The 20502-nt window shown below is 63.0% G+C and carries 19 protein-coding genes; 13 read left to right on the top strand and 6 right to left on the bottom strand.

Going from position 1 to position 20502, the window contains the following annotated elements; genetic code table 11:
• Positions 1-164: 164 nt before the first annotated feature.
• Genes lepB through era form a run of 3 tightly spaced genes read left to right on the top strand, consistent with a single transcriptional unit; the run spans position 165 to position 2535 of the window.
• Positions 165-920 (top strand): signal peptidase I, encoded by a 756-nt coding sequence (lepB, locus tag BLP10_RS12805; RefSeq protein ID WP_091135107.1) that lies wholly within the window; start codon positions 165-167, stop codon positions 918-920.
• Positions 921-923: 3 nt separating this feature from the next.
• Positions 924-1634, top strand: a complete 711-nt coding sequence (rnc, locus tag BLP10_RS12800) for a ribonuclease III (RefSeq protein WP_091134982.1) — start codon at positions 924-926, stop codon at positions 1632-1634.
• Positions 1621-2535: a GTPase Era gene (gene era / locus BLP10_RS12795; RefSeq protein WP_091134980.1), complete on the top strand. Its 915-nt coding sequence runs from the start codon at positions 1621-1623 to the stop codon at positions 2533-2535. The genes rnc and era overlap by 14 nt, the downstream gene beginning before the upstream one ends.
• A 59-nt stretch (positions 2536-2594) precedes the next feature.
• Here the strand turns inward: era and BLP10_RS12790 are convergent, their stop codons facing one another.
• Positions 2595-3512 (bottom strand): OmpA family protein, encoded by a 918-nt coding sequence (locus tag BLP10_RS12790; RefSeq protein ID WP_091134978.1) that lies wholly within the window; start codon positions 3510-3512, stop codon positions 2595-2597.
• A 1111-nt stretch (positions 3513-4623) separates the two neighbouring features.
• Here BLP10_RS12790 and recO point away from each other — a divergent pair.
• Positions 4624-5355 (top strand): DNA repair protein RecO, encoded by a 732-nt coding sequence (gene recO, locus BLP10_RS12780; RefSeq protein WP_091134974.1) that lies wholly within the window; start codon positions 4624-4626, stop codon positions 5353-5355.
• Between the two features lie 67 nt (positions 5356-5422).
• Positions 5423-7669, top strand: a complete 2247-nt coding sequence (gene parC, locus BLP10_RS12775; RefSeq protein WP_091134972.1) for a DNA topoisomerase IV subunit A — start codon at positions 5423-5425, stop codon at positions 7667-7669.
• Positions 7670-7836: 167 nt separating this feature from the next.
• Here parC and BLP10_RS12770 read toward each other — a convergent pair whose 3' ends face one another.
• The 5 genes from BLP10_RS12770 to hemB form a co-directional block, all read right to left on the bottom strand.
• Entirely contained in the window at positions 7837-8583 is a 747-nt protein-coding gene (locus BLP10_RS12770; RefSeq protein ID WP_091134970.1) for an arginyltransferase, read from the bottom strand.
• Between the two features lie 102 nt (positions 8584-8685).
• Complete coding sequence (locus tag BLP10_RS12765) at positions 8686-9171, bottom strand: RDD family protein (RefSeq protein WP_091134968.1); 486 nt, start codon at positions 9169-9171, stop codon at positions 8686-8688.
• 12 nt (positions 9172-9183) lie between these two features.
• The gene (locus BLP10_RS12760) at positions 9184-10425 is read right to left on the bottom strand and encodes a threonine ammonia-lyase (protein WP_091134966.1); all 1242 of its coding nucleotides are present in this window, start codon (positions 10423-10425) and stop codon (positions 9184-9186) included.
• Between the two features lie 29 nt (positions 10426-10454).
• A complete protein-coding gene (locus BLP10_RS12755) occupies positions 10455-11732 on the bottom strand; it encodes a branched-chain amino acid ABC transporter permease (RefSeq protein WP_175493900.1) in 1278 nt (425 codons plus the stop codon).
• 97 nt (positions 11733-11829) lie between these two features.
• Positions 11830-12870: a porphobilinogen synthase gene (hemB, locus tag BLP10_RS12750; protein ID WP_091134962.1), complete on the bottom strand. Its 1041-nt coding sequence runs from the start codon at positions 12868-12870 to the stop codon at positions 11830-11832.
• 191 nt (positions 12871-13061) lie between these two features.
• Here hemB and BLP10_RS12745 point away from each other — a divergent pair, with 191 nt between their 5' ends.
• The 8 genes from BLP10_RS12745 to ribH all read left to right on the top strand — a co-directional run bounded on the left by BLP10_RS12745 (position 13062) and on the right by ribH (position 20502).
• A complete protein-coding gene (locus tag BLP10_RS12745) occupies positions 13062-14114 on the top strand; it encodes an enoyl-CoA hydratase/isomerase family protein (protein WP_091134960.1) in 1053 nt (350 codons plus the stop codon).
• Positions 14114-14572: a DUF6163 family protein gene (locus tag BLP10_RS12740; RefSeq protein ID WP_091134958.1), complete on the top strand. Its 459-nt coding sequence runs from the start codon at positions 14114-14116 to the stop codon at positions 14570-14572. Before BLP10_RS12745 ends, BLP10_RS12740 begins: the two co-directional genes overlap by 1 nt.
• A 273-nt stretch (positions 14573-14845) precedes the next feature.
• Positions 14846-16105: a L,D-transpeptidase family protein gene (locus BLP10_RS12735; RefSeq protein ID WP_091134955.1), complete on the top strand. Its 1260-nt coding sequence runs from the start codon at positions 14846-14848 to the stop codon at positions 16103-16105.
• 172 nt (positions 16106-16277) lie between these two features.
• The gene (glyA, locus tag BLP10_RS12730; RefSeq protein ID WP_091134954.1) at positions 16278-17576 is read left to right on the top strand and encodes a serine hydroxymethyltransferase; all 1299 of its coding nucleotides are present in this window, start codon (positions 16278-16280) and stop codon (positions 17574-17576) included.
• A gap of 15 nt (positions 17577-17591) precedes the next feature.
• Positions 17592-18098, top strand: coding sequence for a transcriptional regulator NrdR (gene nrdR, locus BLP10_RS12725; protein WP_091134952.1), 507 nt, complete (start codon positions 17592-17594; stop codon positions 18096-18098).
• The gene (ribD, locus tag BLP10_RS12720) at positions 18095-19210 is read left to right on the top strand and encodes a bifunctional diaminohydroxyphosphoribosylaminopyrimidine deaminase/5-amino-6-(5-phosphoribosylamino)uracil reductase RibD (protein ID WP_244510506.1); all 1116 of its coding nucleotides are present in this window, start codon (positions 18095-18097) and stop codon (positions 19208-19210) included. The genes nrdR and ribD overlap by 4 nt, the downstream gene beginning before the upstream one ends.
• Entirely contained in the window at positions 19210-19845 is a 636-nt protein-coding gene (locus tag BLP10_RS12715; protein ID WP_091134950.1) for a riboflavin synthase, read from the top strand. Before ribD ends, BLP10_RS12715 begins: the two co-directional genes overlap by 1 nt.
• Positions 19846-20013: 168 nt before the next feature.
• Positions 20014-20502: a 6,7-dimethyl-8-ribityllumazine synthase gene (gene ribH, locus BLP10_RS12710; RefSeq protein WP_091134948.1), complete on the top strand. Its 489-nt coding sequence runs from the start codon at positions 20014-20016 to the stop codon at positions 20500-20502.

The following is a 20502-nucleotide window of genomic DNA, read 5'->3' as shown; positions in this document are numbered from 1 at the left end:
GGGAGGGCGCCGGCGCCCGACAGCTCGAAATCATCGAGAGCGGTTTGCACTTGGGGCATTGAAGTGCAAACCGCTCTCGACCGTTGCGACAACAAAGGCGGCTTCAAGCCGCTCATTTCTCAAGCATTAGGTCGATCAACGTGAGCGACAACGCCAAGCAAACCATGGGTAGCACCGTGAAAAAGAAGGAAGAAGAGGGCCTTTGGGAAACCATCAAGGTCATCATCCAGGCCCTTTTGATCGCGGTGGTGGTCCGCACCGTTCTGTTCCAGCCGTTCAACATCCCCTCGGGATCTCTCATCCCGACGCTGCTGATCGGCGATTACCTGTTCGTGTCGAAATACGCCTATGGCTATTCCAAGCACTCGATGCCGTTCAGCCCGCCGTTGTTCTCGGGCCGCATCTTCGGCTCGGAGCCGAAGCGCGGCGACATCGCGGTGTTCAAGCTGCCGAAGGACAACTCGACGGATTACATCAAGCGCGTGGTTGGGCTACCGGGCGACCGCATCCAGGTGGTCGGCGGCGTGCTGCACATCAATGGCCAGCCGGTTCAGCGCGAGCGGGTGGAAGATTACCAGACCGTGGACGAGTACGGCCGCAACACAGCCGTGCCCCGCTACAAGGAAACCTTCCCCGACGGTTCGAGCCACTTCGTGATCGAGCTGAAGGGTGACCGGGCCTATTGGGACAACACCGACGTCTATACGGTGAAGCCCGGCCATTACTTCATGATGGGCGACAACCGCGATAACTCCACCGACTCGCGGGATGACGCGAATGTCGGCCAGGTTCCTTACGAAAACCTCGTCGGGCGCGCGGAAATCATTTTCTTCTCCATCGACGAAGGGGCATCCCTGTGGCGCTTCTGGGAATGGCCGCAGCGCATTCGATGGAACCGCATGTTCGAGCGGATTAAGTAAGCCGTGGCCCGTCGCAAACCCAATTACGACGAGCTTCTGAAAAGGCTCGACTATCAGTTCCGGAAGCCTGAACTCCTCGATGAGGCGCTCACCCATGTGAGCGCACCCAAGTCGAGCGGAAAGAGCTATCAGCGCCTGGAGTTCCTCGGTGATCGCGTGCTCGGCCTCGCCATCGCCGAGACGCTGTACAAGACGTTCCCGAGCGCGCCGGAGGGTGAACTCTCGCGCCGTCTGGCTGAACTCGTGCGCCGCGAGAGCTGCGCCGAGATCGCCGTCGTCTGGGATGTCGGCCCCTTCCTCAAGCTCGGTGCGGGCGAAGCGCATTCGGGCGAACGGCGCAACCCGACGATCCTCGCCGATGTGTGCGAGGCCATCATCGGCGCCGTGTTTCTCGACGGGGGCTACGAGGCTGCCAAGGATCTCGTCGAACGTTCGTTCAAGGCGATGATCGAAGCCCCGCGCCGCGCCTTGCGCGATCCGAAGAGCGCCTTGCAGGAATGGGCTCAAGGACGCGGCCTGCCGCCTCCTACCTACACCATTGCCGAGCAGACCGGACCCGATCACGCACCTAAATTCCGCGTGATGGTGAAGGTGAAGGGCGCCGAAACCGAGTTCGGTCACGGCACATCGAAACGCATTGCGGAACAGGCAGCCGCGCGAAGCCTTCTCCTCAGAGAGGGCGTCTGGACGGAGGAAGAGCATGGAACAGTCTGAGCCGACCAACACCAAGGCGGGTTTCGTCGCGCTCATCGGCGCGCCCAATGCGGGCAAGTCGACCCTGCTCAATGCGCTCGTAGGCTCCAAGGTCTCCATCGTTTCCCGCAAGGTTCAGACGACCCGCGCCCTGGTGCGCGGCATCGCCATGGAAGGCGATACGCAGATCATCTTCGTTGACACCCCCGGCATCTTCAAACCGAAGCGCCGCCTCGACCGCGCCATGGTCACGTCAGCCTGGGGCGGGGCAGGGGATGCGGATGTGGTCGCCCTGCTGCTCGACGTGCGCAAAGGCGTCGACGAGGAGGCGGAAGCCATCCTCGACAAGCTGCCGGAACTGAAGCAGCCGAAGGTGCTGATCCTCAATAAGATCGACCTGATCGAGCGTTCGAAACTTCTGGAGCTTGCCGCAAAGCTCAACGAGAAGGTGCCGTTCACGCATACCTTCATGATTTCGGCCCTCAAGGGCGACGGCATCAAGACGCTGCTGAGCCAACTCGCGGCCCTCATGCCGGCAGGTCCCTGGCTCTATCCCGAGGATCAGGTTTCGGATGCGCCTCTGCGCATGCTCGCCGCGGAGATCACCCGCGAGAAGATCTACGAGCGCCTGCACGAGGAATTGCCTTACCAATCCACCGTCGAGACCGATCAGTGGCAGCAGCGGCCCGACGGCTCGGTCCGTATCGAGCAGACGGTGTTCGTGGAGCGCGACAGCCAGCGCAAGATCGTGCTCGGCAAGGGCGGCCAGACCATCAAGTCCATCGGTCAGGCAGCACGCAAAGAGATTTCCGAAATCGCGGAAGCTCCCGTGCATCTCTTCATCTTCGTGAAGGTGCGCGAGAACTGGAGCGATGACCCGGAGCGCTATCGCGAGATGGGATTGGAATTCCCGAAAGGATAAACGCTCTCGGTTCTGAAAATGGAAAGCCGCGAGGAGAAAGGCTCCTCGCGGCTTTTGCTTTACTGCTGGTTCTGACCCTGCAGCAGCGGGGTGATGCGGCGGAGGGTAACGCGGCGGTTCTCTTCCGCCGGACCCTGCGTGTTCACCTTCAGATACTGCTCGCCATACCCTTGCGTGGTCAGGTTTTCGGCAGGGATCTGGAACTGCTGCGTGAGGATCGTCGCCACGGTCTCCGCACGGCGATCGGAGAGGGTGAGGTTGTCCTCATCCGAGCCGACAGCATCCGTGTGGCCCTCCACCAGGAAGATCTCGTTCGGGTTGCGGGAGATCGCCTGACGCAGTCCGTCCGCAATCACGCGCAGGGAACCTGCCTGTTCGGGCCGTAGCTCCCAAGAGCCGAACTCGAAGGTGATCGTGTCCACGTCCACGCGGCGCATACGTTCGCGCAGCGGCTGAGAGCGGCGGATTTCATCGAGGGTATAGGGGCGAGCCACACGCTCAACCGGCGGAGCGGTGAACGCCTCGACGATATCGGCCTCCGTCGCACGCTCCGTCTCGACGATGTACTCCTCGCGCGGAATGCGGACCACCGGGGGTGGCAGTCGAAGAACTTCCTCTTCCACGTAGCCGTAGCCCGGACGCACGCCGATGCCGCTGCGACGGTTCTCGATCAGCACCACCTCGCGGCCAGCGGGCTCGCGCCGGATGCGGCGGATGAGGTTGCCATTCTCGTCTCGCACGGAGACGATCTCGGAGCCGTCAGGCCGGCGAACGATGGTCACTTCTTCGCCAGCACCGCGACGCTCCACGCGTACATCGTCCGCACCGTAGATCCGGCGGAAGCGCTCGGACTCGTCATGCCGGATGATGATGTCGTTGCCTTCGCGGATAATCGTGCGGTTGCCGGGCTCCTCGATGATGACCCGGTTGCCTTCCCTCCGCTCACGCCGTTGGTTGCGCAGATCCTCGATCCGCACGCGTGAGGCATCGAGCGGTTGGGTCGTGCTCGGCGCAGCCTGCTGAGGTGCTGCTGGGGCAGACGCAGGAGGTGGCGTTGGCTGGGCGCGCGGTGCGGGAGCGGGCTGGGCCGGGGTCGGCGCGCTCGGGGCTGGTTGAGCGCTGGGTGCCGGGCTAGTCGGAGCCGGAGTCGGAGCTACTGGCGGTGCGCTCCGCTCCTGCTGGGCGGCGGGAGGTGCCGGAGGGGTCCGCGGCTGACCTTGATCGGGACGTTGCGCATCGCTGGGGCGAGGCGCGGACGGTGCCGCTCTAGGCTCTGCCGGGGCAGGCGGCGTGGCCTGTTGAGGAGCAGGGGGCGTCGAAGGCCGCGCCGGGGCATCGGGAGTCTGAGGGCGCTGGCGCTCTGCGGGACGCTGTTCGCGCTCCTGTGCATTGGGGCGGGGGGAACGCTCACGCTCCTGAGCGTCTGGGCGCTGAGGCCTCGCAGGTGCCTGGTCCTGAGCTCGTTCCGCAGGGGCTGGCCTCGGCTCGGCAGGAGCTGCCGGGGTAGCGCGTTCTGCCGGCTGGCGCTGTTCTCGCCGCGGTTCCTGACGTTGCTCTTGAGCAGGACGCGGTGCCGCCGCAGGTGGCTCCCGCTCCGGGCTCGGGCGGGGGGCTGCACGGGGTGCCTCAGGCGCGCCTCCGCCGGGACCGCCACCGCCACGCTGGGGCCGCTGACCACCTTCCTCGCCGCCCCCGGGACGGCCCGGGCGACGCGGCTGACCGGGCGCGCCTTCTTCATCCTGACCTCCGGGTCTCTGACGCGCCCTCGGGGGCTGCTCGCCAGGTTCGGCTTGGGCCAGAGTGATGGCAGCGGGGGGCTGCGGCTGGAGCGCAGAGGCGTTTGCCGACAGCATCATCAACGGAATAGCGGTACTCGCCAGAAACAGGTTGGTGATCTTCATGACCTCAATTCACATGTGCATCCTAGGATGTTCGTGAATGCCAAGCTGCTCCAATGGTTCCATTTTTCACGTGCTGCCGACCTTGGGAAATATCTTAACATTTTGGCCCAATGCTCTTGGAAAATATGGCGAAAAGCCCACCCAATGCTTACATCAGGGCTTAGCCCACCAAGAGCACCCGCACCCGATGCAATGGACCGATGAAGGCGTCGTTCTCGGCGTCCGCAAACATGGCGAGACGAGCGTCATCCTCGAGCTGATGACGCGTGAGCACGGCCGCCATTCGGGCCTCGTGCATGGCGGCCGCTCCAAGACCCTGCAGGCGGTGCTCCAACCCGGAAATACGGTTCAGGCGACGTGGCGGGCACGCCTCGACGAACATCTCGGAAACTTTCAGGTCGAGGGTCTGAACCTCCGGGCGTCACGCCTCATGGGCTCCTCTATGGCGCTCTATGGGCTGGCCGCCCTGGCGAACCTCCTGCGGTTCGTGCCGGAGCGAGACCCCCATTTTGCCCTCTATGAAACCCTGACCGTTCTGGTGGACCACCTGGACGACCCCGATCTTGCGCCAGCACTTTTCGTGCGTTTCGAACTTGCCATGCTGACCGAGCTTGGCTTCGGCCTCGATCTCAGTTCCTGCGCAGCTACCGGTACGGAGCGTGACCTAGTCTACGTCTCCCCAAGGAGCGGACGGGCAGTCAGCGCTACGGCAGGCGAGCCTTACAAAGACCGTCTTCTCAAGCTCCCTGGCTTCCTGATCGGCCAAAGTCGGGCCAACCGACCGAGCGAGAGCGAGATCAAGGCGGGATTTGCACTCACGGACTTCTTCCTGCATCAGAACGTCTTCGATCCGCAGGGGCAGCAGGCGCCGGCTGAGCGGACGCGTTTCGTCGCACTGGCAACAGCTGGGGACGAATGAGGTTTGTTTCTGTTATGTTCTCATTTCAAGTGATAAAGAAGCGATTCGGTATTGAGGAATTCAGGTAATGGGTAAGCCGGTCAATCCACCGTCTGGCGGCGAGATCGAGAACATCAATCTCAAGGACGCCTTGGAAGAGCGCTATCTCGCATATGCTCTCTCCACGATCATGCACCGGGCGCTGCCGGACGCGCGAGATGGGCTGAAACCCGTCCACCGTCGCATCCTTCACGCCATGCGTCTTTTGAAGCTCGACCCCAAGTCGGCGCCGAAGAAATGCGCCCGCATCGTCGGCGACGTTATGGGTCAGTATCACCCGCACGGCGACCAATCCATCTACGATGCGCTGGTCCGCATGGCGCAGGATTTCGCGCAGCGTTATCCGCTGGCGGACGGGCAGGGCAACTTCGGCAACATCGACGGCGATGGCGCCGCCGCCATGCGCTACACCGAGGCGAAGCTGACGGAAGTTGCACGCCTGCTGCTGGATGGCATCGACGAGGATTCCGTCGATTTCCGCGAGACATACGATCAGGCGAACGAAGAACCGGTGGTTCTGCCCGCCGCGTTCCCGAACCTGCTCGCGAATGGCTCGCAGGGCATCGCAGTCGGCATGGCGACCTCCATCCCGCCGCACAACGCCGCCGAGCTGTGCGACGCCGCGCTGCACCTCATTTCGAAGCCCAATGCTTCGACCGAGCAGCTGATGCAGTTCGTGCAGGGTCCCGATCTTCCGACCGGCGGCATCATCGTCGATACGCCTGCTTCGATGGCCGAGACCTACAGCACGGGCCGCGGCTCTTTCCGCGTGCGTGCCCGTTGGAACAAGGAGGATCTCGGTCGCGGCAATTGGCAGATCGTCGTTACCGAGATTCCGTATTCGGTGCCGAAGTCCCGCCTGATCGAAAAGATCGCTGAACTTCTGCAGGACAAGAAGCTGCCGCTGCTTGCTGACGTGCGCGATGAGTCGGCAGAAGACATCCGCGTGGTCCTGGAGCCGCGTGCGAAGACGGTCGATCCGATCATCCTCATGGAATCGCTCTTCAAGCTCACGGAGCTCGAGAGCCGCATTCCGATGAACGTGAACGTGCTCGCCGGTGGCAAGGTGCCGAAGGTATTAAGCCTCGCCGAGTGCCTGCGCGAGTGGCTCGACCATCGCCGCGAGGTGCTGATCCGCCGCTCCAAGTTCCGCTTGTCCGCCATCGACCGGCGCTTGGAGATCTTGGGCGGCCTGCTCATCGTTTATCTCGACCTCGACCGGGTGATCAAAATCATCCGCGAGGAGGACGAGCCGAAGCAGGAGCTGATGCGCGTCTTCAAGCTCACCGAGGTTCAGGCCAACGCTATTCTCGACACGCGCCTGCGCTCCCTTCGCAAGCTCGAGGAGATGGAGCTGAAGCGCGAGCAGAAGAACCTGCAGGACGAGAAGGCGACGATCGAGGAACTGCTCGGTTCCGAGAAGATCCAGTGGAAGACGGTCGCCAGTGAGATCAAGGAGGTCCGCAAGACCTTCGGTCCGGATACCGCGCTCGGCAAGCGCCGCACCACTTTCGATCAGGCTCCCGACACCTCCGATATCGATTTCGCGGAGGCCATGATCGAACGTGAACCGATCACGGTGATCGTCTCCGAAAAGGGCTGGGTCCGCGCCATGAAGGGGCATCAGGAGGATCTCTCCTCGCTGCAGTTCCGTGGCGACGACAAGCTCAAGACGGCGTTCTTCGCCGAGACTACATCCAAGATCATCGTGGCGGCGACGAACGGACGCTTCTTCACGCTCGACGCGTCGAAGCTACCCGGTGGACGCGGATTCGGCGATCCGATCCGCCTCATGGTCGATCTGGAGGAGGGCGCCGACTTCATCGCCGCCTTCCCGTACAAGGCTGGCTCGAAGCTCCTTGTGGTCTCCGCCGACGGACGCGGCTTCATCGTGCCGAGCGACGAGATTGTCGCCAATACCCGCAAGGGCAAACAGATTCTCAACCTTGATGCGCCGGCGACTATGGCGGTCTGCACCGATGCTCAGGGGGATCACGTCGCGATCATCGGCGAGAACCGCAAGCTGTTGATTTTTCCCGCAAAGCAGGTGCCGGAGATGACCCGCGGCAAGGGTGTCCGCCTCCAGCGCTATAAGGACGGCGGCGTCTCCGATGCCAAGGTCTTCACGCTGAAAGAGGGCCTGACCTGGAAGGATACGTCCGGACGCAACTGGACGGTGGCGAAGGAAGACCTGCGGGACTGGATGGGCGACCGCACCGAAGCCGGACGCCTGCCGCCGAAAGGCTTCCCAAAGTCGAACAAATTCGGAGAGTGACGCTGAAAGGCTCGTCGAAAGACGGGCCTTTTTCTTGAAAGCGGCTCAAGCGATGCTGATCAGATCCGCTTCAACATCGCTTGAGTTCTCGCCGTCGGTGATTTGATGGACGCTCCGGGCTCCCGAGCGCGCGGAAGACCCTACTGGAATTTTATGAACGGGGAGAGCTATCCGACCCGGACCCAGCCGTGAGCGCCGAGGCGCTCCTGCGGGGTGAAGCGAGCTTTGTATCCCATCTTCTTCGAGCCTTCGACCCAGTAGCCGAGATAGAGGTAGGGCAGGCCCATGGCCTTGGCGCGGCGAATGTGGTCGAGGATCATGTATGTGCCGAGGCTTCTAGCCTGATGGTCGGGATCGAAAAAGGAATAGACCATCGATAGACCGTCGCTCATCTGGTCGACCAGGCTGACAGCGATGAGGTCGCCTTCACCTCGTCCGGTGATGCCGCTGTCGATGCCGCGTCGACGGTATTCGATCAGTTGCGTATCCACATGGCTGTCCTCGACCATCATGGAGTAATCGAGAACCGACATATCCGCCATGCCGCCATCTGCGTGGCGTGCGTCAACATAGCGGCGGAAGAGTGCATATTGCTCTGACGTCGGGCGATTGGGGGTCTCATTGCCGATCAGATCGGCATTGGTCTTGAGAACGCGCTTGAGATTCTCTGAAGGCCTGAACTCGTCCGCGAGCACACGCACGGAAACGCAGGCGCGGCAGGTGTCGCAGGCGGGTCGATAGGCAATCGTCTGGGAGCGGCGGAAGCCGCCCTGGGTGAGGATCTCGTTCAGCTCGCGTCCACGCCGACCGACGATATGCGTGAAAACTTTCCGCTCCTCCTTGCCTGGCAGATAGGGGCATGCGGAGGGCGAGGTGAGGTAGAACTGCGGTGCGTCGCGGGAATGACTCGTCAAGCCGGAAAGCCTTGTGGAGAAACCTTGAGCGCTGAATCAACGCTCAAGGATAACATTGGTGCCCGCTACGTCCAGGGAAAGAGGGGGGATGTCGCAGCCTTGTTATTCCGCGCGTACGACCATCATGCCCGTAAGCAGGTCACGGATGAAACGCCCGTCGTTTCGCAGGAAACCGACAAGGACATCGCAGGCCCAGAGCAGGAAGGTGGAAATCGCGACATAGAAGAACAGCGCATGCACGGCGGCAGCCAGCATGGAAGCGCCCCGGCCCGTCGATGGATCGATGACACGCAGTCCCATCGTGCGCATGCCGACAGTCGCCTGGCTCCGCCCACCGATGGTCACCGCGTTGTAGACGATGAAGATCAACGCGGTCAGCGGCAGAGCGAAGAACAGGCCCCAGCCGAGGCCGAGGGTGATGAGCCCGAGGAAGAAGATGCCGATGGAAATCAGCACCACCCAGAGCGCGATAACCAGAAGGTCGATCAGGTAGGCCCAGAACCGGCGAGCGATGACGCCTTCCGTCAGACGGGTATCAACCGGATAGGTGTTGTAGTCGACGGTCGGCGGATAGGGCCGGTTGACCATGGTCTCAAATCCTCAATAGGCGGTTTCCGACAGACAGCGGGAATCGATCCGCTGCGGCGCGAGACCCTCCGCCTTCAGAGCCTCGTACACCTCCAATGTATGTTGTCTGTCGCGCGTTTCGATAGTGATGTCGATGGAAACGCCTTTGGCGGGTACATCGAGGAAGAGCCTGCCATGGGAGACTTCGAGGATATTCGCCCCGAGGTCGCCCAGGAGCGTAGCCACACGGCCAAGGAGCCCCGGCCTGTCGTTGGTCGTGATCCGGAAGGACGCGATCCGGTCGTCCCGTTCAAGCTCGCGGACCATGACGGAGGCAAGGATGCGGGCGTCGATATTGCCGCCGCAGAGCACGAGGCCGACCCTTTTGCCCTCGAACCGCTTCGGCTCGGCCAGCATGGCGGCAAGGCCTGCTGCGCCTGCACCCTCGGCCATGGTCCGCTGCAGGGTGGCATAAGCGTTGACCGCGCGTTCGATCAGAGGTTCCTCAACCGCGATGATGTCTGAAACCAGATCGCGTACGATAGGGAGAGGCAGTTGTCCCACGGTCTTCACGGCGATGCCTTCGGCCAGCGTCGCGCCGCCGATGGGGCGGTCCTCGCCTCTGATGGCGTTGGTGAATGATGGATAGAGGGCAGCCTCCACGCCGATGATTTCGATGGAGGGCTTCAGGGCTTTCGCGGCAACGGCGATGCCCGAGATCAGACCCCCGCCGCCGATGGGTACGACGATCTGGTCGAGATCAGGAGCATCCGCCAGCATCTCCATGCCGATGGTGCCTTGGCCCGCCATGACCTTCGGATCGTCATACGGATGGACGAAAACAAGGCTTTCGGCCTCGGCGATCTCCCTTGCCTTCGCGGCGGATTCGTAGAGCGTCTCGCCGAACAGCACTACACGCGCACCGTAGGCGCGGGTGTTCTCCGCCTTCACCAGAGGCGCGCTTTCCGGCATGACGATGACGGATGGAATGCCAAGGCGGCGGGCGTGATAGGCCACGGCCTGTGCATGGTTCCCCGCCGACATGGCGATCACGCCGCGCTGGCGCTCCTCGGGAGAGAGGCTCTCCAGCTTGTTCACTGCGCCGCGCTCCTTGAAGGAGCCTGTCGGCTGCATGTTCTCGTGCTTCACGCAGACGGTGGCGCCGGTGATCTGGGACAGGCGCGGCGCGGGCACGAGGGGCGTGCGCAGAACCTGCCCCTGAATGGCGCTGGCGGCGCGCTCCACGTCCTGAAGGGTGATGGCATGATCGGCCAAGGCTTCCTCCGAAATTTTTATTATAGCCCTTAAACGGGCCTTGGTGTTGTCTCCTGAAAGCCCAGCAATCCGCCCGGCCTGAAGATCAGGAAGACGACGAGCGCGGTGTAAAGCGCCACGTCCCGTCCCTCGATGGGTAGATAAGCCGACCAGACGGTTTCGAACAGCCCAATAATGAAACCACCTAACAAGGCCCCTGGCACGGAGCCGATGCCTCCAATGATCGCGCCGATCAGCGCCTTGAGGCCATACTGGAAGCCGCCGGCAAACCCCAAGCCGCCATATTGCACCACGATCAGCATGCCTGAGAGGCCGGCCATGGCGCCTGCCAAGGCGAGGCTCTGAGTAAGGAGGCGAGGGCCGTTCACGCCCATGATCGCCGCCGCGCGCGGATCGTCTGCATAAGCCCGCCATGCCCGCCCGAAACCCGTTGCCCTCATCAGCCACAGGAGGCCGAGGGCGGCGGTCAGGCCTATGCCTGCCGTCATCAGGCTGATCGGCGTGAGGCTCACTTGGAAATCATCCGCGCGTGCGATGGGCCAGGCGTCTGCCCAGATCGGAGGCAGCCAGATCGTGACGGGGCTCTGCACGAGACGGAGATATTCCATCAGAGCGAGCGACAAGCCGACCGTCGCGATGAGGCTCGGCTGGGAACTCGCCGTGTCGATGCGGCTGATGGTGAAATAGCCGCCGACAGAACTATGCATGGCACCGGCAAAGAGCGCGCCGATGAGGCCCGCTCCGATGCCGAGAAGCGGAGAGTCCAGGCCTGAAACCAGGACGATAGCCGCTCCCGATACCGTTGCCGCCGAGCCAACGGCGGCGAGTTCGCCGAAGGCGAGATTGATCCGTCCGCTCAAGCCGAACACCAGCGCGAAGGACACGGAGAGAAGGGCATAGATCGCCGTTCGCGGCAGGCTCACCAGAATCTGCTGCAGCCAATAGGCGAGGCTGGGGGGAAGCTCGATCAACGCGGCATCGGACGGGCTTCCGGGATCGGCTGCCACCCCTTCCGGTGTGTTGAGATAATACTGCTTGAGCATATAGAGGCTGGCGCCCGAGACCGGCCCTTCCTCGGTGGCAAGGCCCGTTAGTTCCGCCTTGTCGATCGATAGGCCTTCGGCGGCAAAGGTGCAGATGGCGGAGCGGTCGAGCGGCGGACGGTCCGGAAATTGCGCGGTGTAGAGTACCTTCAGGCTGCGGGGAGCGGCCCCCTTCTGAATGCGCTGAACCGCTATCACAGCACCTGGATTGAGCGCGGGCAGGGTGGAGCGGCACACCCGTGCCTGATCGGCATCAATGGACAATCCGCACGCCGAGAGCAGGCAAAGACCTGCCAGACAGGCGATTACTCGCCATGCCCGGAGGATGCCTGCCCCTATCATGGAGGATCTTAGGCGCGGATCAGAACTGAGCCTTCAGCTTCTCCGCTACCCGGGGCGCGAAATAGGTGAGGATGCCGTCTGCGCCAGCACGTTTGAAGGCGAGCAGGCTTTCCATCATGGCCCGCTCGCCGTCGATCCAGCCGTTCTGGGCGGCAGCCTGGATCATCGCGTATTCGCCGGACACCTGATAGGCGAAGGTGGGCACCGCGAAGGCTTCCTTCACGCGCTGCACGATGTCGAGATAGGGCATGCCGGGCTTGACCATGATCATGTCCGCGCCTTCCTCAAGATCGAGGGCAACTTCGCGCATGGCCTCGTTCGTGTTGGCAGGGTCCATCTGGTAGGTGCGCTTATCGCCGACGAGCGTGGCGCTGGTGCCGATGGCATCGCGGAACGGGCCATAGAAGGCCGAAGCGTATTTCGCCGCATAGGCCATGATCTGCACATCGGAGAAACCTGCGGCATCGAGCGCTTCGCGGATGGCGGCCACGCGTCCGTCCATCATATCGGAGGGCGCGATGACGTCGGACCCGGCTTCTGCCTGCAGAACGGCCTGCTTGGCGAGCAGCGCAACCGTTTCGTCGTTGAGAATTCTGTCGCCCTCCATCACACCGTCATGTCCGTGGCTGGTGTAGGGGTCGAGGGCGATGTCGGTGATCACGCCGATCTCGGGCACGGCGCGCTTGATCTCGCGCACTGCACGATTGACGAGATTGTGCGGGTTGAGGGACTCCGACCCCGTCGGGTCGCGGAGTGACGGATCGGTATAGGGAAAGAGCGCGATGGCAGGAATGTTCAGAACTGCTGCCCGCTCAGCTTCCTTTACCACCTCCGCAATGCTCAGGCGCTCGACGCCCGGCATGGAATTCACCGGCTGGCGGCCGCTTGCACCTTCGACCACGAAGAGCGGCCAGATCAGATCGTTCGTCGTCAGCACGTTCTCGCGCACCAGCCGCCTGGACCATTCAGCCTTGCGATTGCGTCGCGGGCGGTGGGACAGGTTGAGAGAAGAAGCGACTTCTGATGCGGCAGGGCGGGGGAACGGCGATAGTTTCGACATGATCCTCATCCGGCGCGGGCTTCGATGCGCCGGCGCGTGGGAGAGGGTTAGCACATTTAAATCGCTCTAAAAAAGTGCTGGGGGCCGCATCAGGGCCATTACAGAGGGAAAACCGGCACAAGGCTGCCATGCATTGACGGTAACCTTGTGGCCTGTTTAATCCAAAACAGAGACAAGTGAGGAAGCGCTCCATGGACGAGACCGCGGAAATCATCTGCGAGAAGCAAGGTCAGGCCGGGGTCATCACCCTCAACCGTCCGCGCGCCCTCAATGCCCTGACATTGAACATGGTGCGCGAGATGCGCCGGGCCCTCGATGCCTGGGCCGATGACCCGCAGGTCACGCGCATCCTCGTCCAAGGTGCGGGCGAGAAGGCCTTTTGCGCCGGTGGCGACATCCGCCGTCTTACGGAGCTTCTCCAGGCTGGAGAGAGGGATGAGGCGCTCGCATTCTGGCGCGAGGAATATCAGCTCAACATACGGATCAAGCGCTATCCCAAGCCTTATATCGCTCTTCTCGACGGCATCGTCATGGGTGGGGGCGTGGGCGTGTCCCTCCACGGCTCCCACAGAGTCGCGGGTGAGCGCTACCTTTTCGCGATGCCGGAAGTCGGTATCGGCTTCTTTCCGGATGTAGGCGCAACCTATGCCCTGCCGCGGCTGCCCGGAGCGATGGGGGCCTATCTCGCATTGACGGGTGAGCGGGTGAAGCGGGCCGACGCGATCATGCTGGGCTTAGCCACGCATTCTGTGGCCAGCGAGGGAATGGCGGACCTTCGCCAAGATCTCATCGACGGCAAGCCCGTCGAGGCAGCTTTGGCCAGGGCTGCCGTCGATCCCGGACTCGGCCCCCTCTCGGAACATCGGGCCGTGATCGATTCCTGCTTCTCCGCGGAGAGCGTGGCCGCCGTCTTACAGCGCCTCGACGAAGCGGCGGATAAGGGTTCGGACTTTGCCGCAAAGACGGCGGCAGGCATGCGGACGAAGTCCCCCACGAGCATGAGCATTGCCTTCGAGCAGATCCGCCGGGGCGCGTCCCTCGACTTCGAGGAGGCAATGAAAACCGAATTCCGTATCGTCTCGCGGATTGGCGAGGGCGGAGATTTCTTCGAAGGGGTTCGGGCGGTTCTGATCGACAAAGACAATCAGCCTCGCTGGGAGCCGGCCAAGCTCAATGACGTGAAGAGCGAGGATGTCGACCGCTACTTTGCGAGCCTCGGCCCGCAGGAAATGGAGATCGCCTGATGCCGCGTAACGGCAACAACGGTATGCCCCACGATGCGGCGCGGGATTATCTCTCCGACCGGATCGAGGAGCGTCAGCCCGCTCCGGCCGCCATGCGCTGGGGCTTCATCCTCACCTGGTTCATGCGGGTTCTGGCGATCATCTGGATCATGAAGGGGCTTAGCTCCTGGGCCGTGATCCTCGGGATCTGGACCCCGATCGGGCAATTCGAAGCCCGTTCTACAGGCTACCAGGCCACGATCATCTATTTCGCTCTGATCGACCTGATCGCTGCCGTGGGTCTTTGGATGGCGAGCACTTGGGGCGGGATCATGTGGCTCTTGGCTGTCATGAGCCACCTGATTCTCGCCGCCTTCTTCCCCGGCATCGTCTCAAGCGGGATTCTGACGATCGTGTTCTTCCTGACCTTGATCGCGGTCTATATCGCCGTGTCCTGGCTGGCGGCGCAGGAGGAATAGGTTCGATCCTCCCAGGGAATATGCTTTTTCGAGCGGGCAGGGCTCCATTTGGTCAACGTGGCTGCGGCCAAGCTCCTCACGGATAAGTGTATCTGCTGGAACACAGTTCGGCGCTACATCATGGGCTGACTGGGTTTGGAGGACCTAAAGCGTAATCGAGGAACATTTTGCCATAAAACGGCCCCGATGTTCTTGGTTTTCGATACGGTTCGTTAATTCAATCCCGGCAGTTTCCGAAGCCGACCCACAACTAACAGAGAAGAGCCTGCGCTCATGCTGTCCCGCCGTGCCCTCCTGACCGGATCGCTTGCCCTTGTCCTGACACCTGCCACCATGGCCATGGCTCAGACCCAGGCCGAGTGGTCGCAGAATTACGAAGCCGTGTCCCGCTCCCGCGTGCAGCGGACCTCGACCCCCATGCTCTCGGCTGAATCCCTCGCCGCCACGGAGCAGATGATCGAGTACTACCGCAACATCGCCGCTCGCGGCGGTTGGCAGCCTGTTCAGGGCGTTCAAGGGCTGCGTGTCGGCTCCAAGAGCCCCGCCGTTGTCGCCCTGCGCCATCGCCTTATCACTACGGGCGACCTCGACCAGAACGCGGGCGAGTCGCCCATTTTCGATTCCTACGTCGAGGCTGCTGTCCGCCGCTTCCAGGCCCGCCACGGTATCAGCTCCACGGGCACGGTAACATCTTCCACCGTCGCTGCCATGAACGTGCCGGTCGAGATCCGCATCCGCCAGCTTGAGATCAACGTGGCGCGCCTGCGCAGCCTCGTGGGTGGCGGGCTTCCCAACCGGTATGCAGTCGCCAACATCCCCGCCGCTCTCGTGGAGACGGTGGAGGGCGGCATGGTCCATACCCGCCACGCCGCCGGCGTGGGTAAGGCCGACCGTCAGTCGCCGCTGCTGAATTCGAAGATCGTCGAGGTTAACTTCAACCCGTTCTGGACGGCTCCCGCCTCCGTGGTGAAGAAGGACCTCATTCCCAAGATGCAGAAGGAGCCGAACTACCTGACCGAGAACCGCATCCGCATCTTCAATGCGGCGGGTCAGGAGGTTCCCTCCAGCCAGATCAACTGGTTCTCGGACGAGGCGACCCGCTATCGCTTCCGTCAGGATCCGGGTGGCGACCTCAACTCCATGGGGTTCGTGCGCATCAACATCCCGAACCAGCACGGCGTGTACATGCACGACACACCATCCAAGGGCATCTTCGGCGATGATTTCCGCTTCGTTTCCTCGGGCTGCATCCGCATTCAGAACGTGCGCGACTACATCGAGTGGCTCCTGAAGGACACCCCCGGCTGGAGCCGCGAGCAGATCGACGCCACCTTCAAGTCCGGCGAGCGCATCGACGCCCGCCTGGCGCAGCCGGTTCCGATCCACTGGATCTACATGACCGCCTGGGCCACCCCGGATGGCCTCGTACAGTTCCGCGACGACATTTACAACAAAGACGGCCTCGGCGCTTCCATCCCTGTGGCCAGCCGCACCCCGACCGAGCCGGATCAGGAGATGTTCCTCCAGAATTAAGGCTTCAGGCCCGAATGTCAGCAGCCCGCCCATCCGGCGGGCTGTTGCATTTCAAAAGACTGGTGGCGACATCTGAGGCGGGTTGGCGGGTTCCATCAGCTCATGATAAAGGCCAGGGCCATCCGGAACTGAGCGCCAGACAGGTGGGGCTCACAGCAAGGCGAGAACGATCATGAGCGCGAGCGAAGCAAGAAATCATCTCTCCAACAGCTTTTTCTCGGCCAGTCTCGCCGACAGCGATCCAGAGATCGCCCGCGCCATCGGGCTTGAGCTTGGCCGCCAGCGTGACGAGATCGAGTTGATCGCCTCGGAAAACATCGTTTCCCGCGCCGTCCTGGAGGCCCAGGGCTCGGTGATGACCAACAAGTACGCGGAAGGCTATCCGGGCCGCCGCTATTATGGCGGCTGCCAGTTCGTGGATATCGCCGAGGAACTGGCCATCGACCGCGCCAAGCGCCTGTTCGACTGCAAGTTCGCCAACGTCCAGCCCAATTCCGGCTCCCAGGCCAACCAGGCCGTGTTCATGGCGCTTATGAAGCCGGGCGATACCTTCATGGGCCTCGACCTCGCCTGCGGCGGCCATCTGACCCATGGCTCTCCGGTCAACATGTCCGGCAAGTGGTTCAACGTGGTGAGCTACAAGGTCCGCGAAAGCGACCAGATCATCGACATGGACGAGGTGGCTGAGCTCGCCCGCACCCACAAGCCGAAGGTGATCGTGGCCGGCGGTTCGGCCTATTCCCGTTTCTGGGATTTCGCCCGCTTCCGCGAGATCGCGGACGAGGTCGGCGCCTTCTTCATGGTCGACATCGCCCACTTTGCCGGTCTCGTCGCCGGCGGCGCGCATCCGTCGCCGTTCCCCCATGCGCACGTGGTCACCACCACCACCCACAAGACCCTGCGCGGCCCGCGCGGCGGCATGATCCTCACCAATGACGAGGACATTGCCAAGAAGGTCAATTCCGCGATCTTCCCCGGCCTCCAGGGCGGTCCGCTCATGCACGTGATCGCCGCCAAGGCGGTGGCCTTCGGCGAGGCGCTGCGCCCCGAGTTCAAGCTCTACGCCCGCTCCGTGGTCGAGAACGCCAAGGTGCTCGCCGACACCATGCTCGCCAACGGCTATGCCATCGTGGCCGGCGGAACGGACAACCACCTGATGCTGGTGGATCTGCGCCCCAAGAAGCTCACCGGCAAGGCCGCCGAGGCTGCGCTGGGCCGTGCCCACATCACCTGCAACAAGAACGGCGTGCCCTTCGATCCCGAGAAGCCGATGGTCACCTCCGGCATCCGCCTCGGCACCCCCGCCGCCACGTCACGCGGCTTCGGCGTCGCCGAGTTCAAGAAGGTCGGCGAGTTGATCGTCGAAACCCTCGACGGGCTGGCGAAGAACGGTGAGAACAACTCCTCGGTCGAGGAATCGGTGAAGGCCCGCGTTCACGAGCTGACTCGCCGCTTTCCGATCTACGCTTAAACTTCGGACTCACCGATGCGCTGTCCCTATTGCGGGAGTCTCGACACCCAGGTGAAGGACTCCCGGCCCACGGACGATTCCTCGTCCATCCGCCGCCGCCGCATCTGCCCGGATTGCGGCGGTCGCTTCACGACGTTCGAGCGCGTGCAGCTGCGCGAGCTGACGGTGGTGAAGCGGTCGGGACGGCGCGTGCCCTTTGACCGCGACAAGCTCCAGCAATCGGTGGATGTGGCCCTGCGCAAGCGTTCGGTCGATCCTGAGCGCGTGGAGCGCATGATCAACGGCATCGTGCGCCAGCTCGAGAGCATGGGCGAGGGCGATGTGCCGAGTGAAACCGTGGGCGAACTCGTCATGGAAGGCCTGAAAGGTCTCGACGATGTCGCCTATGTGCGCTTCGCATCGGTCTACAAGAACTTCCGCGAGGCCAAGGACTTCGAGGAGATTCTTGGCAAGCTGGCTGAAGAGCCGGAGCCCGATGAGCCTCCGCGCCTGAAGAAGAAGCCCGCGCAGTCAGAGCAATGAGCGCCGACCGAACACAGCGGGACGAGCGCTTCATGCGCCTCGCCATTGCCCTGGGCGAGCGCAATCTCGGGCTGACGTGGCCCAATCCGTCCGTGGGTTCCGTTGTCGTGGACGAGAGCGGTGATGCTCCCGTCATCCTCGCACAGGGCGCCACCCAGCCAAGCGGCCGTCCGCATGCGGAGCGCGTTGCGCTCGCCGCAGCCGGAGCGCGCGCCAAAGGCGCTACGCTCTATGTCTCGTTGGAGCCGTGCTCTCATCATGGCAGGACGCCGCCTTGCGCGGACGCAGTGGTGGAGGCAGGTGTCGCACGGGTCGTCTCGGCTATCGAAGACCCGGACAAGCGTGTCGCCGGTCTCGGCCATGAGCGCCTGCGTGCGGCTGGAATCGAAGTCGTGCCCGGTTGCTTGAAGCCTTTGGCGAGACGCGCTCATCGCGGACACATCACGCGCGTCACCAAGGGCCGCCCTGCGATCACCGTTAAACTTGCGCGTACCACGGAAGGGCTCGCCGGTTCCAGGCAGGGACCGCGCCTGATGATCACGGGCGAGATTGCCAATGCCAAAGTGCATCTGATGCGCGCCCATGCCGATGCGATCATGGTCGGCGTCGGCACCGTGTTGGCCGACGATCCGCTTTTGAACGTGCGTTTGCCGGGGCTCGAAAACCGTTCGCCGATCCGCATTGTCATCGACACCCATTTGCGAACGCCTCTCAACGCTCGCATTGTGACAGGCGCGCAAGACATTCCGACCTGGATCGTCACGAGCGTCGGCGCGCCCATTGAGGCAGAGCATGCTCTCGTCGCCCGGGGTGTCGAGGTTCTCCGGGTGTCTGTCGACGAGGCGGGTCGTGTGTCCTTGCAGGAAGCCCTGCAGCTTCTCGGCACGCGCGGGCTGACGCGGGTTTTCTGCGAAGGTGGCCCCGGTCTGGCGGATTCGCTGGCTCAAGCCGATCTCATCGACGAGCTGATCCTCGTCACCGGGCGCTCCGCGCGTGGGCAGGGCGATGTGCCTGCGCTCGGCCTCGCGCTGCAGGACCGGATGGACGAACTCAATCTTTATGCCGACGAGCAGGTCGGTCCTGATCTTTTCATGTTCTGGGAGAAGCCCTGATGTTTACGGGTATCGTCACCGATGTCGGCGAGGTCGTCTCGGCGGAAGGCGCACAGGGCACCCTGAAACGTCTGCGCATCAATGCGTCCTACGATCCCACAACGATCGCCCTCGGCGCTTCCATCGCCTGCGGTGGGCCGTGCCTCACGGTCGTGGCGGTTGGAGAACGTGAAGGCGGCTGCTGGTTCGATGTGGATGCAGCGGCCGAGACGCTGGACCGCACCACGGTCGGCGAATGGAAGGCAGGCACGAAGATCAACCTGGAGCGTTCGCTCAAGATCGGCGACGAGCTTGGCGGGCATATCGTGACCGGCCATGTGGACGGGCTCGCCACCATCGTGAAGGTCGAGGAGATTACGGCGGGTGACAACCCCTGGGGCCCGACCGCACGCTTTACAATTAAGGCACCTTCCCACCTTTCCGGCTTCATCGCCGAGAAGGGCTCCGTCTGCCTTGACGGCACGTCGCTGACCGTGAACACGGTCGATGGCGATCACTTCACCGTGCTCATCATCCCTCACACGCTCACCGTCACCACCTGGGGGGAGCGCAAGGAGGGCGACAGGCTCAATATCGAGGTCGATCTCATGGCTCGCTACGCAGCACGCCTTGCAGACGCCCGCCGGGCGGGGTAGGGGAACGGCCAACATCCCGCTTTGTCCAGGCTCCGTCCTCATCCTGAGGAGGGCCGCAGGCCCGTCTCGAAGGAGGTTCCAGCGCGCTCTGGATGCTCCTTCGAGACGGCGCTTCGCGCCTTCCAGGATGTGGGTGGGGGCTCATGATCGATCTTCGAAGGGTTTCCCATGGTCTCGCATTCCGCCACCCCCCAAGCCCCCCGCCCTCCGGTTCCCGGCGCCCGCATTCTCATCGTCGAGGCGCGGTTCTATGACGACATCGCCAATGAACTGCTGCGAGGAGCCCAAGGCGCTGTCGAGGCCGCCCAGGCCTCCATGGAGGTGTTGACCCTGGATGGCGCTCTCGAAATTCCGTCCACCGTCGCCATTGCCCTTGATGCGGCCGAGAAAGCAGGCAAGCCCTATGACGCCGTCGTGGCGCTGGGCTGCGTGATCCGTGGCGAGACGGGACATTATGACATCGTGGCCGGCGAGAGCGCCCGCGCGCTGATGGATCTCTCGGTTGCCCGCAAGATCCCGCTCGCCAACGGCATCCTGACCGTAGAGAATGAGCAGCAGGCCTGGACCCGGGCGAGCGTGAATGAATTGAATAAGGGCGGTGGTGCGGTTGAAGCGGCACTTGCCGTCCTGCGCATCAAGAACAAGCTGGAGGCCTGA

The organism is Microvirga guangxiensis, from assembly GCF_900102135.1.
GTDB classification, from domain to species: domain Bacteria; phylum Pseudomonadota; class Alphaproteobacteria; order Rhizobiales; family Beijerinckiaceae; genus Microvirga; species Microvirga guangxiensis.
This window is presented reverse-complemented; position numbering and strand designations above follow the sequence as displayed.

What these genes read in the sequence shown, in the direction of transcription:
- lepB (WP_091135107.1), top strand. Translation starts at nt 165, where the DNA reads ATGGGTAGCACCGTGAAAAAGAAGGAAGAAGAGGGCCTTTGGGAAACC.
- era (WP_091134980.1), top strand. Translation starts at nt 1,621, where the DNA reads ATGGAACAGTCTGAGCCGACCAACACCAAGGCGGGTTTCGTCGCGCTC.
- recO (WP_091134974.1), top strand. Translation starts at nt 4,624, where the DNA reads ATGCAATGGACCGATGAAGGCGTCGTTCTCGGCGTCCGCAAACATGGC.
- parC (WP_091134972.1), top strand. Translation starts at nt 5,423, where the DNA reads ATGGGTAAGCCGGTCAATCCACCGTCTGGCGGCGAGATCGAGAACATC.
- BLP10_RS12765 (WP_091134968.1), bottom strand. Translation starts at nt 9,171, where the DNA reads ATGGTCAACCGGCCCTATCCGCCGACCGTCGACTACAACACCTATCCG.
- hemB (WP_091134962.1), bottom strand. Translation starts at nt 12,870, where the DNA reads ATGTCGAAACTATCGCCGTTCCCCCGCCCTGCCGCATCAGAAGTCGCT.
- BLP10_RS12745 (WP_091134960.1), top strand. Translation starts at nt 13,062, where the DNA reads ATGGACGAGACCGCGGAAATCATCTGCGAGAAGCAAGGTCAGGCCGGG.
- BLP10_RS12740 (WP_091134958.1), top strand. Translation starts at nt 14,114, where the DNA reads ATGCCGCGTAACGGCAACAACGGTATGCCCCACGATGCGGCGCGGGAT.
- BLP10_RS12735 (WP_091134955.1), top strand. Translation starts at nt 14,846, where the DNA reads ATGCTGTCCCGCCGTGCCCTCCTGACCGGATCGCTTGCCCTTGTCCTG.
- glyA (WP_091134954.1), top strand. Translation starts at nt 16,278, where the DNA reads ATGAGCGCGAGCGAAGCAAGAAATCATCTCTCCAACAGCTTTTTCTCG.
- nrdR (WP_091134952.1), top strand. Translation starts at nt 17,592, where the DNA reads ATGCGCTGTCCCTATTGCGGGAGTCTCGACACCCAGGTGAAGGACTCC.
- ribD (WP_244510506.1), top strand. Translation starts at nt 18,095, where the DNA reads ATGAGCGCCGACCGAACACAGCGGGACGAGCGCTTCATGCGCCTCGCC.
- BLP10_RS12715 (WP_091134950.1), top strand. Translation starts at nt 19,210, where the DNA reads ATGTTTACGGGTATCGTCACCGATGTCGGCGAGGTCGTCTCGGCGGAA.
- ribH (WP_091134948.1), top strand. Translation starts at nt 20,014, where the DNA reads ATGGTCTCGCATTCCGCCACCCCCCAAGCCCCCCGCCCTCCGGTTCCC.